The sequence below is a fragment of the Kordia sp. E genome (genome assembly GCF_056033805.1).
The window spans coordinates 129529-142861 of the sequence record NZ_JBRASR010000004.1 but is presented as its reverse complement, the minus strand read 5'-3'; the positions used below and the strand labels follow the sequence as shown (position 1 = coordinate 142861).

Annotated in this window: 13 protein-coding genes and 1 tRNA gene; 9 read left to right on the top strand and 5 right to left on the bottom strand. The window is 32.2% G+C overall.

Annotation, left to right across the window (positions count from 1 at the left end):
- Positions 1–36: 36 nt before the first annotated feature.
- Complete coding sequence (locus tag ACUUYC_RS20125) at positions 37–507, top strand: glycine zipper domain-containing protein (protein WP_474268759.1); 471 nt, start codon at positions 37–39, stop codon at positions 505–507.
- Here the strand turns inward: ACUUYC_RS20125 and ACUUYC_RS20120 are convergent, their stop codons facing one another.
- Positions 508–1410, bottom strand: a complete 903-nt coding sequence (locus ACUUYC_RS20120) for a lysophospholipid acyltransferase family protein (protein WP_474268758.1) — start codon at positions 1408–1410, stop codon at positions 508–510.
- A gap of 56 nt (positions 1411–1466) precedes the next feature.
- Here ACUUYC_RS20120 and ACUUYC_RS20115 point away from each other — a divergent pair, with 56 nt between their 5' ends.
- Positions 1467–2117 (top strand): rhomboid family intramembrane serine protease, encoded by a 651-nt coding sequence (locus ACUUYC_RS20115; RefSeq protein ID WP_474268756.1) that lies wholly within the window; start codon positions 1467–1469, stop codon positions 2115–2117.
- 12 nt (positions 2118–2129) lie between these two features.
- Positions 2130–3278, top strand: coding sequence for an SGNH/GDSL hydrolase family protein (locus ACUUYC_RS20110; RefSeq protein ID WP_474268754.1), 1149 nt, complete (start codon positions 2130–2132; stop codon positions 3276–3278).
- A gap of 58 nt (positions 3279–3336) precedes the next feature.
- On the opposite strand, the gene ACUUYC_RS20105 is transcribed toward ACUUYC_RS20110, so the two are convergent.
- A tRNA-Tyr gene (locus ACUUYC_RS20105) sits at positions 3337–3418 on the bottom strand.
- Between the two features lie 158 nt (positions 3419–3576).
- Positions 3577–4725: a redoxin domain-containing protein gene (locus ACUUYC_RS20100; protein ID WP_474268752.1), complete on the bottom strand. Its 1149-nt coding sequence runs from the start codon at positions 4723–4725 to the stop codon at positions 3577–3579.
- Between the two features lie 304 nt (positions 4726–5029).
- Here ACUUYC_RS20100 and ACUUYC_RS20095 point away from each other — a divergent pair, with 304 nt between their 5' ends.
- From ACUUYC_RS20095 to ACUUYC_RS20085, 3 genes are all read left to right on the top strand, one after another.
- Complete coding sequence (locus ACUUYC_RS20095) at positions 5030–5572, top strand: hypothetical protein (protein WP_474268751.1); 543 nt, start codon at positions 5030–5032, stop codon at positions 5570–5572.
- Positions 5573–5692: 120 nt separating this feature from the next.
- On the top strand, positions 5693–6475 hold the full coding sequence (locus ACUUYC_RS20090; protein ID WP_474268749.1) for a hypothetical protein: 783 nt from the start codon (positions 5693–5695) through the stop codon (positions 6473–6475).
- A 19-nt stretch (positions 6476–6494) separates the two neighbouring features.
- The gene (locus ACUUYC_RS20085) at positions 6495–7016 is read left to right on the top strand and encodes a GNAT family N-acetyltransferase (protein WP_474268747.1); all 522 of its coding nucleotides are present in this window, start codon (positions 6495–6497) and stop codon (positions 7014–7016) included.
- A 133-nt stretch (positions 7017–7149) separates the two neighbouring features.
- On the opposite strand, the gene ACUUYC_RS20080 is transcribed toward ACUUYC_RS20085, so the two are convergent.
- The gene (locus ACUUYC_RS20080; protein ID WP_474268745.1) at positions 7150–7623 is read right to left on the bottom strand and encodes a hypothetical protein; all 474 of its coding nucleotides are present in this window, start codon (positions 7621–7623) and stop codon (positions 7150–7152) included.
- 103 nt (positions 7624–7726) lie between these two features.
- Here ACUUYC_RS20080 and ACUUYC_RS20075 point away from each other — a divergent pair, with 103 nt between their 5' ends.
- Positions 7727–10645, top strand: coding sequence for an FAD-binding and (Fe-S)-binding domain-containing protein (locus tag ACUUYC_RS20075; protein ID WP_474268744.1), 2919 nt, complete (start codon positions 7727–7729; stop codon positions 10643–10645).
- A 63-nt stretch (positions 10646–10708) separates the two neighbouring features.
- On the opposite strand, the gene ACUUYC_RS20070 is transcribed toward ACUUYC_RS20075, so the two are convergent.
- On the bottom strand, positions 10709–11545 hold the full coding sequence (locus ACUUYC_RS20070; protein ID WP_474268743.1) for a UDP-2,3-diacylglucosamine diphosphatase: 837 nt from the start codon (positions 11543–11545) through the stop codon (positions 10709–10711).
- Positions 11546–11729: 184 nt separating this feature from the next.
- On the opposite strand from ACUUYC_RS20070, the gene aroC reads away from it, so the two are divergent.
- Complete coding sequence (aroC, locus tag ACUUYC_RS20065) at positions 11730–12794, top strand: chorismate synthase (protein WP_474268741.1); 1065 nt, start codon at positions 11730–11732, stop codon at positions 12792–12794.
- On the top strand, positions 12791–13300 hold the full coding sequence (locus tag ACUUYC_RS20060) for a hypothetical protein (protein WP_474268739.1): 510 nt from the start codon (positions 12791–12793) through the stop codon (positions 13298–13300). The genes aroC and ACUUYC_RS20060 overlap by 4 nt, the downstream gene beginning before the upstream one ends.
- Positions 13301–13333: the final 33 nt, after the last annotated feature.

Here is a 13333-nt window from a genome sequence, read left to right as displayed (position 1 = left end):
ACTACTTATTTTATTGTAGCAACGAAACACATCATCATGGAAACCACATATACAATCTGGAAAGAAAAAACAATTCGTTTTATAGAAGAAAAAACAGCTTCTTTTAACGAAACGCTTCACAAAAAAGTAGAAACAGAGTATCTAAAGCGTTTGCTTGAAAAAATGGCAACACATGCGGCTTCACCAAATGACTTACAAGAATTTCAAAACCAAATGGATGAACTTGTAAAAGCAATTCCAACAGAAACTAGTTTTGAAGACAAAACAATTCGACGCAATTTCACAAAAAAGAAAGCAAAAATTAAAAATACAGCAACTTCAAAGCATAAGCTTGTAAGTAAAGGCTATTACATGGTAACTTGGACGGCGTTAGGCATGGCACTTGGATTGCCATGGGGCGTTGCTTTTGGAAACATTGTTTTCGGTTTACCAATAGGTTTGGCAGTTGGAGTCGCTATCGGAACTTCATTAGACGCTAAAGCTGCAAAAGAAGGTAGAGTAGTGTAACTACTTTTTCTTTTGATACTCTGCAGGAACTTTATCTCTGTGTTTCCAACGTTTATGAACCCAATAATAATGTTCAGGAACTTCACGTATTTGTTTCTCTAACTCTCTAAAAAATAATTCAGTAGGTTCGTTTACAGGATAATTTTTAATACCTTCTGGTGTTAACGAAATAAAACTACCTTGGTAATGACCTCGTTTTACTTTTTCTATTTTAAAATAAATAAAAGGCATATTTGCTTTGCGCGCTAAAACTTCAAAACCATTAAAACAAGGTACTGTAATATTCATAAAATCAGTCCAGTAATAATTTGGTAACGGTTTTGGTGATTGATCACTAACCATATAATACGCACCTAAAACACCGGCATCTTGATTCTTTCTAATCGTTTTAAATGTGTTTTTGGTTGTAATTAATGTAGAATTTCGTTTTTCACGAATATCTCTAATAAGCTTATCAAAATACTTATTAGTAAGGCGTTTATAAACTCCGTATCCTTTATGCGAAACATATTCATCCATAATATTCATCCATTCCCAATTGGCATAATGTCCAGAAACTAAGATGATACTCTGACCTTGTTTTTCATATTCGTTAAAAACTTCAATATTAGGAAAAACAAAACGTTTGCGTAATTGTGCGTCTGAAATTGTTAGTGACTTTATCATTTCCAGAAACATATCACACAAATGACTATAAAACTTCTTTTCAATTTGTAAACGCTCTGTATCACTTTTCTCAGGGAAAACCAACGCTAAATTTTCACGAACAACTTTTTTTCTATAACCAATAACATGATACACAAGTACGTAGCAAAAGTCAGAAAACAAGTAAAGTAAACGAAAAGGAAGAATAGAAATCAACCAGAGGATTGGATATATGATAATGAACGCGATAAGCTGCATATGTGTACTAAATTTTGACAAATATAGCTATATTTGACACTTAATAAAGGCTATTTATGATGAATTTAGAACTTGTGACCATCGGAATCATTATTGCAAACGTATTGGTGTCAATAAAAGGATTCGATGATTACGAATTTAGAAACAAGTATATTTTCAATATTGGTGCTATCCAAAACGGACAACATTACCGAATGTTTACTTCTGGTTTCTTACATGCCAATCCGCCACACTTATTCTTTAACATGTTAACACTGTATTTCTTTGCAGATATTGTGATCATGAATTTTGGATCAGTAAACTTCTTGTTGATCTATTTGGCAAGTCTATTATTAGGAAGTCTATTATCGTTCTTTTTTCATCAAAATGAATACCATTATAGTGCTTTGGGCGCAAGTGGCGCTGTTACAGGTATTTTATATGCGGCCATTTTATTAGAACCACAAATGAGTTTAGGATTAATGTTTATTCCAATTCCTATAAAAGCATGGATATTCGGAATTTTATATTTGGCTTTTTCTATCTATGGTATGAAAAAACAACTCGGAAATATTGGTCATGATGCACATTTTGGTGGCGCTGTCGCAGGATTTGTCATAACATTAGCACTTAGAAATAGCATACTTCATACAGATACATTTATCGTTATTGCAATGGCTTTGCCAATTATTGCGTTATTTGTAATGATTAAAACAGGGAAAATTTAAACAATAAGAAGCATGAAGAAGTTTTTACAAAATCTAAAAAAGTATTTCATCATCTTAGTAATCACATTGATATTCCTAGAAATTGGTTCTTATATTGTATTGCGAGTAACTTCATCTTCAAGTACAAAAAATACGGAAACCACTTCTTTATACACACAGATTCCGTTAACAATTTATAAAAAGCAAAACGAGGAAGGCGAAATAAAACCATTAAAAAATGCGGTTGTTCCTGTAAAAGAAAACTATGAATCACGTTGGGCATACAGAGAGTTTAATGTTTCTGTAAAAACGAATGAAAAAGGATTACGAGACAAGGAAACACTTGAAAACAATGAAGTAGATATTGCTTTCTTTGGTGATTCATTTACGTTTGGACATGGCGTAGAAGTAGAAGAACGATATTCAAATGTATTAGCAGATTCATTACAAAACTATAAAGTGGCGAATTATGCGTATTTAAGCGGTTTTCAGCCAGAACACTATGAATACTTTATTAGGAATAATAAAGATTTAAAAGCAAAACATGTCGTTGTCGGAATGTACATTGGAAATGATTTAGCTTCAGACATCCAAGAAACAAATTACGATAGAGAAACGAATAATTTGGAAATTCCAATGCGAATGATTTCGGAAGAAGGTTCTATCTATAATGCACCAAAATTGTATATTTTTCCAATAAACAAACTGATTAAGTACAGTTATTTTACAAAATTAGTAGTGAAAATGGTCAATCGTTCACATTACAGAGAAATATTATTTGAAAGCTTATTGCCAAATGTACCAAACAGTGTTGCGTTGGAAACTGGAAAAGAAAGTTTAGAAAATAACAGAGGAATTGTCGCTTTGCAAGAATTGGACAATATGATTTCGGAACGCGGCGGAACACTAACAGTATTGTTGATTCCTCAGAATTATTTCTTCTCAAAGAAAAACCCACACATTCATCCTGAATTAAAAGATAAAATCAAAGAAGTCATTGAAGGTGATAATGTGTACAAAGTTATTCAGGCAGAACTAACGAAGCGAAATATTGATTTCCTCAATCCAATACCTGTATTAAGCGAATCTTCGTATTTTGATGAAGATGCTCACTGGAATAAAAAAGGGCATAAGGAAGTTGGAGAAGCCTTAACAAGGCATATTAAAACCTTGCAAGAATAAAATAAAGCCTGTAAATATATAAAACAAAAAAACCGATCAAATTGATCGGTTTTTTTTGTGGGGAGAGCAGGATTCGAACCTGCGAAGACGTAGTCAGCAGATTTACAGTCTGCCCTCGTTGGCCGCTTGAGTATCTCCCCAAAAGCGTTTGATTTTTGTTTCAAATCGGTTGCAAATATACTATTGTTTTTGAATCGTGCAAATAAAAAATAAGCGTTTTTTCAGATAAAAAAGCAACTCGTTGAAAATCAGTTTTTAAATTTTAAATTAAAAAGTAATTTTATTCAAAATTCATAAACTACTTCCCAAGTAATTCTTTCACTTTTGCCTCTAACTGAGCACCACGTAAATTTTTAGCAACAATTTCTCCTTTTTCATTTAAGATAAACGTAGCTGGAATGGAACGTACATTAAATGTTCTGGCAATTCCGTCTTTAAATCCTGCAATATTTGAAATTTGATGCCAAGGCAATCCATCTTGTTTAATGGCTCTAATCCAATCTTGTTTTGCATTTCCTTGTCCTTGTCTTCCGTCAAGCGAAACTCCAATGATTTCTAATCCGTCTGCATGATATTTATTATAAATCTTAACCACATTTGGGTTTTCTCTACGACAAGGTCCACACCAAGCTGCCCAAAAGTCAATAATGGTTACTTTTCCTCTAATGTCATACAATGAAACGATATCTCCTTCAGGATTTGGCGCTTTAAAATCAGGAGCAACAGATCCAATAGCAGCTCTTGATAATTCAAGAATTTTTAAATTCATTTGTTTCGCAACTCTTGTTTTCTTCATGTTCTCAGGAAGCTTGTCATAAAAAGCTTTTGCTTCTTTAACAGGCATCACTTTGTAAGTTAGCATACGATTTGCCAATTGAAGAGAGATAAAAGAACCTGGATGATCTTTTATATAGTTTTTCTGATAGTTTGTTCCTTCTTCCTCTAAATCTTTTGCTTGTTGTTTTAAAGTAACAACTGAAGTAGAGTCTTTTGCTTTTGCAGCAGCTGCATATCGTTGATTTATCGATTTAATTTTCACAGAAAGTGCTTCAGAGCTTGTTACAAAATCAGTGTATTCTTGATTGTGTTTTCCGCCTGTAACCTTAGCTTTCATCAAAGTGTTTTTGTCAGCATCAATTTTCATATTTCCCTTTTCTAAAATAAGGTTTATATTTCCTTGTGCACCATTTACATAAATGAATCCCATTTGTGGAACCTCTGATGTACCATAAAAAGTAAACTTTCCATTCTGAACAATAGCAGTATCTTTTGCAATTGGTTGTCCTTTATCATTCTGTACTTTTAAAAATGCACGGATACCATCAGGAATACCATTGATAGACGTTTCGATTGCATATGAATTATCTCCGCTTTCCTCTTGTTTGTTATCACAAGATGTAAATAAGAACGTACTAGCAATACATGCGATAAAAAATACTTTTTTCATGTTTGTATACATTTTAATAGAATAAATTTAAAAAGTTAAGTCGCAAATTTAACTAAATGTATATAATTACACTAGTTGGATATGAAAAACAACGTAAAATTATAGGTAAAGAACTCTTTTTCCGTTGTGTACTATCTATTCTCCGTTAAAAAACGCACATATTTTTTTGAAATTGATAAAGATTCTTTTAGTTTTAATCGATAACTAAATTTTTATAAGAACGAGGTTTTGTTATAGTAGAAATATATAGAATTCTGTATATACTTATGTTAGCAACAAGCTAAAAAAATACCCATTGTATTAAATGAAAAAGATTATCAAAGCATTTTTCAAAGAGATCGTTCCAATCATAGTTGGTATTTTAGTCGCATTGTATATCAACAATTGGAATGAAGATAGAAAAGATAAAAACTACATTGATCAAATATCAACATCTATCAAAAACGAATTGACCGAATCTCATAAGGATATAGACAAAAAATTAGTTCAGCAAATGACCTTAATTGACTCTCTTAATTTTTATTTAAAAGACAATGAAGTTTCATTAGACAAGATCATAAACAAAGCGAGAGGAATTTATATTCCGAAAATAAGAATTAACTCTTGGAAAGCTATTTCTAATTCAAAAATTGAACTAATGGATTATGAAAAAGTTTCTACTTTAGCGGATATTGAAGAGCAAAAGGAACTTCTCCTAATGAAGGCTGAAAAGTTAATAGACTTTATTTATTCAAATTATAAAGAAACTGGAAAAGATAAAAAGGAATTTATGATAGTAATGATGTCTGAGGTTATAAGTACGGAGAAATCTTTAAAAGAAGATATTGGAAAAATTATCAAAGAATAAAATTCTAATTTGAATAAAATAAAATATTTGTTTTTGGCTTAGGACCAATCCTAATGTATCGTTTATTAATTACTATACATTTCTTGTAATAGCTTTAACTTTCAACATAAAACAATAAAAATGCAGAAAAAAACAGTTATACTTTTACTTTTAGTCATATTCACAAGTATTGGATATGCGCAGTCAGAAAAAATAAAAATAAAATCAGAAAACCTTAAAGAGTCAAATTATCTAAAAGCAGATGATTTCTATTTGACTCATTATCTGTATATCGATTTATTCCTGAGAGAAAATTTATTTCCAGATGCTAGTTCAGCAGATGTTTCTAAAATACTAAAAGCAATAAAAAAATATGTTTCAGTAGAAACTCCATTGGAAATAGAAATTGAAAAACCTGGTAAACGAAATTATTTAATCAAAATGGCAATATTAAAGAAAGATGACGAAACTGAGCTTTTGATTGCATTTACAAACTGGAGTACGAAAAAAAGAAAGTTTGAAAAAGAAATAAAAATGGAGAATGATTCTTATACAAGGTGGTATTTCCTAAACAACAACAAAATGACGTATAGAAAAGATATGTCTGATCAAAATGATTATTCCAATATGACTAAGTCCGACTTAGCAAATGCGTATCTATTTGATGAATTATCAGCGAATGATACTAAGATAAAAACTACGATTGATGAAGCGTTAAAAGAAAGTGATTTGAGTATATCAGATACTATAATGACAAATTTAATTCTTTTGAAATATCAAATTTTCCAAAGAGACAAGGAGAATGTAGCCAAACAAACCGAATATTTGAATGAATTATTTGAAACCAATACATCTGAATCGAATCTCAGAGGTTTAGAAATGGCATTCAGCGCAACAAAATTTCAAATAGAATTAATGAATTAAAAAACGCGCAAACTAAAAAATGATACTATTTGAAACCGAAAGATTAATCATAAGACGTCTAGGAGTTGAAGACAGAAAGTATTTCGCTGAACTCTTTACAGATCCAAGAGTTTTAGAACCAATTCCTCAAGAGGCGTTTACGGAAAGTCAAATAACGGAAAGATTTAATAAAAGTTTAAATTTTGAGTTAAGCGATTTAAATGAAAAAAAATGTGCTTGTGGAATCTATGAAAAAGACGGAATTGAAATGATTGGACTAGCTTTATTTTTATTAAATGATGATAATGGAAATGAATTAGGATATCGCTTTAGAGCTGATTATTGGGGAAAAGGATACGGAACGGAAACAACTAAAGGAATGTTGGAATATTATTTCAATGTGATGAAAACAGACATCGTTACTGCTGACGTAAATATTGCGAATTTGGCTTCTGTAAAGATTTTAGATAAGTTTATGACAGTTGTAAAGGAGTTTTTTAACGAAAGGGATAATTGTATTGATAGACAATACGAACTCAAAAAAAAGGATTGGTTACAATAACTTTCATAGCGGAATTTTGATAACGAATTCGGAAAAGAAAATATAAAAGGAAGCAGTTAATAAAACTAACTAATGAAAATATTTTGAGGTAACTATTTTCATTAGTTAGAATAGTGTAATAATATATATATTCTTAAAACTGATAACGCACGCCTAAAGCTAAGTCAAAATCAAGATCATTATTAAATCCTTTTACAAACCCGATTTCTGGTCTAAAATCTAACGAAAGTAGTAGTGGAAAATCAAAATTATATTCAATACCAACATCACCAGCTACAAACGCATAAAAACCATCATTTGTTGCGCCTCTATTACTATTCCAGCTTCCTAATCCGCCGCCACCGCCAGCATACCAATTAAAACCTCCGTCAATATTCCAAACCCATTGATACAATCCTGTTAACTTGTATGCGTCATAATCGTCGCTATCTTTCCAACCTAAATCTAACTCTAGTCGATTTGTATTACTTAATCCGAGTTGATACGAAATTTCAGTCCCAAATCCATTATTACCACCAAGGCGTAACCCAATTGCATGATCCGAAATTTCTTGAGCTGTTGCTGTATATCCAAATACTAATAAACCTAAAATTACTAACTTTTTCATCTCTTTATGTTTAATAATTATACTTAGTTTAATTCTAGTATTATAACTAAAAAAATAAGTTTATATTGCTAAAAAAATTAAAGTTAGCGTTCAAATTAGTGGCATGAATACAAAATTAGAAGTCTTAAAAAACAACTTATCGGGAACACTTTTTTATGATGATTTACACAAAATATTATATGCTACAGATGCTTCTGTATATCGTAGAATACCACTAGCAGTCGCATATCCTAAAGATACTCAAGATTTAAAATTACTGATTGATTTTGCTACAAAGGAAAATATATCACTCATTCCACGTACTGCCGGAACTTCATTAGCAGGACAATGTGTTGGAGAAGGGATTGTAGTTGATGTTTCTAAACACTTTACCAGAATATTAGATATAAACGAAACGGAACAAACGGTTACTGTTGAACCAGGCGTAGTTCGTGATGAATTAAACCAATACTTAAAACCATTCGGGTTATTTTTTGGTCCAAACACCTCAACTTCCAATCGTTGTATGATTGGTGGAATGGTAGGAAATAACTCTTCTGGGACAACTTCTATTCAATATGGCGTAACACGCGATAAAGTAATTTCACTAGAAACCTTATTATCTGATGGAAGTGAAGCTACATTTGAAACGATTTCTACAGACGAATTTCATACAAAACGAACGCAAGAATCTTTAGAAGGTTCTATTTACAAAAAAATATACGATACACTTAGTGATTCAAACAATCAAGCTCGAATACGCATAGAGTTTCCTAAAGCTGAAATTCACAGACGAAATACAGGGTATGCGATTGACGAATTACTACAATTTGCACCTTTCAACAAAGAAAGTAACACGTTTGATATGTGTAAACTGCTTTCAGGAAGTGAAGGAACACTAGCGTTTACAACCAAGATAAAGCTCAAATTGGACGTTTTGCCACCAGAAAACCATTGTGTGGTTGCTGCGCACTACGAAAGCATTGAAGACTGTCTACAATCAGTTTCACTCACCATGAAGCACAATTTGTACACATGTGAAATGATGGATAAAATCATTTTAGATTGTACAAAGTCAAATCTGGCGCAAGCCAAAAATAGATTCTTTGTAAAAGGAGATCCACAAGCAATTTTATTACTAGAATTACGTGCAACAGACCAAAATGACTTAGTTGAACAAACAAAAGCATTAATCACTTCGTTGCAACAAGAAGGGAAAAGTTATCATTATCCAATACTACAAGGTGGTGAAATTAGCAAAGCGATGGAATTGCGCAAAGCAGGTTTAGGCTTGCTTGGAAATATCATTGGCGATAAAAAAGCGGTTGCATGTATTGAAGATACTGCGGTTGCGTTAGGAGATTTATCAAAGTATATTGCTGAATTCTCTGAGTTAATGAAGAAATATGAGCAAAAAGCAGTGTATTATGCACATGCAGGTGCAGGAGAATTGCATTTACGTCCAATTCTGAATTTAAAGAAGAAAGAAGATGTTGTATTATTTAGAAAAATAACGCATGATGTTGCCAAATTGGTTAAAAAATACAAAGGTTCGTTTAGTGGAGAACATGGTGACGGAATTGTGCGCGCTGAGTTTATTCCGATTATGATAGGAGAGAAGAACTATGAATTACTGAAAGAAGTAAAACATGTATTTGATCCGAATAATATATTTAATCCTGGGAAAATTGTAGATGCAGCAAAGATGGATACGTCTTTACGTTATGAAATAGATAGAGAAGAGCCAGAAATAGAAACAATTTTTGATTTCTCGGATAATGAAGGAATTTTACGAGCTGCCGAAAAATGTAATGGTTCTGGTGATTGTAGAAAATCTGCTTCGTTCTCCGGAACGATGTGTCCAAGTTACCGAGCAACAAAAGATGAAAAAGATACAACACGCGCAAGAGCAAATGCATTGCGTGAATTCTTGACGCAATCCGATAAGGAAAACAAATTTGATCATCCAGAATTAAAAGAAGTTTTTGACTTGTGTTTAAGCTGTAAAGCGTGTGCGAGTGAATGTCCAAGTAATGTAGATGCTGCCGCCTTAAAGGCAGAATTTTTACACCAATATTACAAATCAAACAAGCCTACGTTTCGTGATAAAATGTTTGCATTTTCAACAAGATCAAACAAATTGGCAAGTAACTTTTCAGGACTTTCAAACTTTGTGAAAACGAATGGATTTACATCAAAAATCATTAAAAAAAGACTTGGAGTTGCACAAGAACGTATATTACCAATTAATTCAAGTAAAACTTTAAATAAGATAATTCAAAAATCATTAAATCAATTAAATAGTAATGTTTCAAAAACTAAAAAAGTATATATTTTTAGTGATGAATTTACGAACTATTTAGAATCTGAAATTGGTCAAGATGCATTAATTGTTTTATCCTCTTTAGGATACGAAATTAAGTATGTAAAGCATGAAGAAAGTGGACGAACGTTCATCTCAAAAGGTTTTCTAGCGGAAGCGAAAAAAGTAGCAAATGCTAATGTTAATATATTTAAAGATATAGTAAACGAAAATGCTGTTTTAATAGGAATTGAACCTTCTGCCATTTTAACGTTTAGAGATGAATACATACGTTTAGCTGATGATAAAGCTGCAGCAAAACAAATTGCACAACATGCGTATTTAATAGAGGAATTTTTAGCCAAAGAAATAGAAGCAGGCGAAATTACTTCGGAAGCATTCACAGAAGAAGTGAAAGACGTTAAAATACATGTGCATTGTTATCAAAAATCATTGTCGAATCAGAAATGTACTTATGACATATTGAATCTTCCAAAAAACTATAAGCCGTCAATTATAGCTTCTGGTTGTTGCGGAATGGCTGGTTCGTTTGGATACGAAGAAGAACACTATGAAGTGAGTATGAATGTAGGCGAACAAACGCTGTTTCCTGCAGTTCGAGCAGCTTCAGTAGATACACTCTTAGCTGCAAATGGCACAAGTTGTCGTCATCAAATAAAAGATGGAACTCAAAAAGATGCCTTACATCCGATAACAATCTTGCGAAAAGCATTGAAATGATATTTTTGGTTAAATAATAACCGTCAGATTGAGTGGATTTGTGAAACAAATTTGTATCGAAATCTACTTCTTCGGACTTTCTATAATGGCAATTGCAGCTAATAAATCTTTATAATCCATTGATTTTAACTCTTCATCTGCATAAAAAGCTGTTAAGCGATCTTCCGAATGACGATAGAGTTTCCAACGATTTTTATGATATTCTAATGCGGTTAAATTTTCAACCCAATCTCCAGAATTTAAATACACACATGAACCTTTTCTATTGGTTTTCTTTTCCATTTGTGGTTGGTGAATGTGCCCACAAATTACGTATTCATAACCATTGTCAATTGCTAAATCTGCTGCAACTTTCTCAAAATCATTGATATACTTCACAGCTTTCTTTACACTATTTTTAATACGTTTTGATAATGAATACTTTTCTCGCCCTATTTTTAGTAAAAACCAGTTGATATACCGATTGAAACGAATCAGCAGGTCATAGCCCCAGCTTCCAAGTTTGGCAATCCATTTGGCGTTTTGAATAGAAGCATCAAACACATCTCCATGAAAAAACCATGCTTTCTTTCCATTGAGTTCTAACACAAGTTTATCAACAAGCGAGAAATTACCCAATGTAGTATCTGAAAATCGTCGTAATGATTCATCATGATTTCCAGTAATATAAATTACTTCAACACCTTTTGTAGAGAAATTAATCAGCTTTTTAATGACTTTTAAATGTGACTTTGGAAAGTAACGCTTGCGAAATTGCCAAATGTCAATAATATCGCCGTTTAAGATTATTTTTTTAGGGTCAATACTATTCAAATAAGAAAGTAATTCATTTGCATGGCAACCGTATGTTCCAAGATGAACATCAGAGATAACTACAAGGTCTATTTTTCGCTTTTTCAAAAAATCTTTTTTCACACCACAAATAAATAACAAAGCTTAATGTTTGATGAAAAAATAGCGTTAAGGTTAGTTGCTTGAATGTTAACAGTATATGAAGGGATTGTGCGAAATGTTAAGTTAATTTAAAGCATTTGTTGGGTTTTTAATTCTGTTAGATTAAATTTACATTTGATAAAAATTTACTATGGCAGGAAATACCTTTGGAACACTATTTAAAATAACCACTTTTGGAGAATCGCATGGTCGTGCAATTGGAGGAATAATAGATGGATGTCCAGCTGGAATAACATTAGATTTGGAAATGATTCAGGAAGAGATGAATCGTAGAAAACCGGGACAATCAGCCATAGTGACACAACGGAAAGAACCCGATACAGTTGAGTTTTACTCAGGAATCTTTGAAGGTAAAACAACAGGAGTTCCTATTGGCTTTGCTATTCATAACACCAATCAGAAATCTCACGATTATTCACATATAAAAGAAACGTATCGTCCGTCGCATGCAGATTATGTATACGATCAGAAATATGGACATCGTGATTATCGCGGTGGTGGAAGAAGTTCGGCACGTGAAACTGCTTCTCGAGTAGTAGCTGGTGCGATTGCAAAACAAATGCTTTCAAACATTAAAATAAATGCTTTTGTATCTTCAGTTGGAGAAATTATATTAGACAAACCATATCAAGAATTAGACTTCAATCTTACAGAAAGTAACCCTGTACGTTGTCCTGATCCTGCAAAAGCAGCAGAAATGGAAGCTCGAATAAGAGAAATTCGTAAAGAAGGTGATACTATTGGTGGAACCGTTATGTGTGTGATACAAAATGTTCCTGTCGGATTGGGCGAACCTGTGTTTGATAAATTACACGCCGAACTAGGAAAAGCAATGTTATCCATCAATGCGGTAAAAGGTTTTGAGTACGGAAGCGGATTTGAAGGTTCGAAGATGAAAGGAAGTCAGCACAATGATATATTCAATGCTGACGGAACGACAAAAACCAATCTTTCTGGTGGAATTCAAGGTGGAATTAGCAACGGAATGGACATTTATTTCAACGTAGCTTTCAAACCTGTGGCAACCATTATGCAAAATCAAAAAACCATTAATAAAGATGGTGAAATTGTTGAAATGACAGGTAAAGGTCGTCATGATCCATGTGTTGTGCCAAGAGCAGTTCCTATAGTAGAAGCTATGGCAGCATTGGTGTTGGCGGATTATTACTTGATGAATAAAACTATTAAAGAATGAGTGTAAAAGATTTTTTTATAGCTGTTATTAAAATATTTGCCATATACATTTTCATTGAAGGAATCATTCCAATAATAGTAAGTATTATATATTTTAATGGACAAGAAAAAGATGATACATTCTTATTAAGTTCAATCGGTATTATTTTACTCTTTTTTGCAATTATTTACTTCATGCTTTCATTTGCAGACAAGATTGTTAGTTTTTTACGATTAGACAAAGGATTTGAAGTAACACGTTTCGATTTTTCTAAAGTAGAAAGCAATTATATAACCGAAATTGCAATTGCAATTATGGGTGTATACATGCTATTCATAACAATTCCTTTCATGTTATATGATGGTTATATTTTACTAAAAAGTAACGTAAACACGAACAGTTTTGAGTTTAAAGATCCTCAATTACTGAAACAAAACCTATATAGCAATCTATTATACCTCTTAGTTGGAATAATTATTATATTTTTAAGGAAACCAATAGCAAATATATTTGCTTCAAAATCATAACAAAAAGATAGTTTCTAAAAACGAAACACGATA

Bases quoted from the DNA above. Each gene is read 5' to 3' on its own strand.
- ACUUYC_RS20060 (WP_474268739.1), top strand. From the start codon at position 12,791: ATGAGTGTAAAAGATTTTTTTATAGCTGTTATTAAAATATTTGCCATA.
- ACUUYC_RS20115 (WP_474268756.1), top strand. From the start codon at position 1,467: ATGATGAATTTAGAACTTGTGACCATCGGAATCATTATTGCAAACGTA.
- ACUUYC_RS20125 (WP_474268759.1), top strand. From the start codon at position 37: ATGGAAACCACATATACAATCTGGAAAGAAAAAACAATTCGTTTTATA.
- ACUUYC_RS20090 (WP_474268749.1), top strand. From the start codon at position 5,693: ATGCAGAAAAAAACAGTTATACTTTTACTTTTAGTCATATTCACAAGT.
- ACUUYC_RS20120 (WP_474268758.1), bottom strand. From the start codon at position 1,410: ATGCAGCTTATCGCGTTCATTATCATATATCCAATCCTCTGGTTGATT.
- ACUUYC_RS20085 (WP_474268747.1), top strand. From the start codon at position 6,495: ATGATACTATTTGAAACCGAAAGATTAATCATAAGACGTCTAGGAGTT.
- ACUUYC_RS20100 (WP_474268752.1), bottom strand. From the start codon at position 4,725: ATGAAAAAAGTATTTTTTATCGCATGTATTGCTAGTACGTTCTTATTT.
- ACUUYC_RS20075 (WP_474268744.1), top strand. From the start codon at position 7,727: ATGAATACAAAATTAGAAGTCTTAAAAAACAACTTATCGGGAACACTT.
- ACUUYC_RS20110 (WP_474268754.1), top strand. From the start codon at position 2,130: ATGAAGAAGTTTTTACAAAATCTAAAAAAGTATTTCATCATCTTAGTA.
- ACUUYC_RS20080 (WP_474268745.1), bottom strand. From the start codon at position 7,623: ATGAAAAAGTTAGTAATTTTAGGTTTATTAGTATTTGGATATACAGCA.
- aroC (WP_474268741.1), top strand. From the start codon at position 11,730: ATGGCAGGAAATACCTTTGGAACACTATTTAAAATAACCACTTTTGGA.
- ACUUYC_RS20095 (WP_474268751.1), top strand. From the start codon at position 5,030: ATGAAAAAGATTATCAAAGCATTTTTCAAAGAGATCGTTCCAATCATA.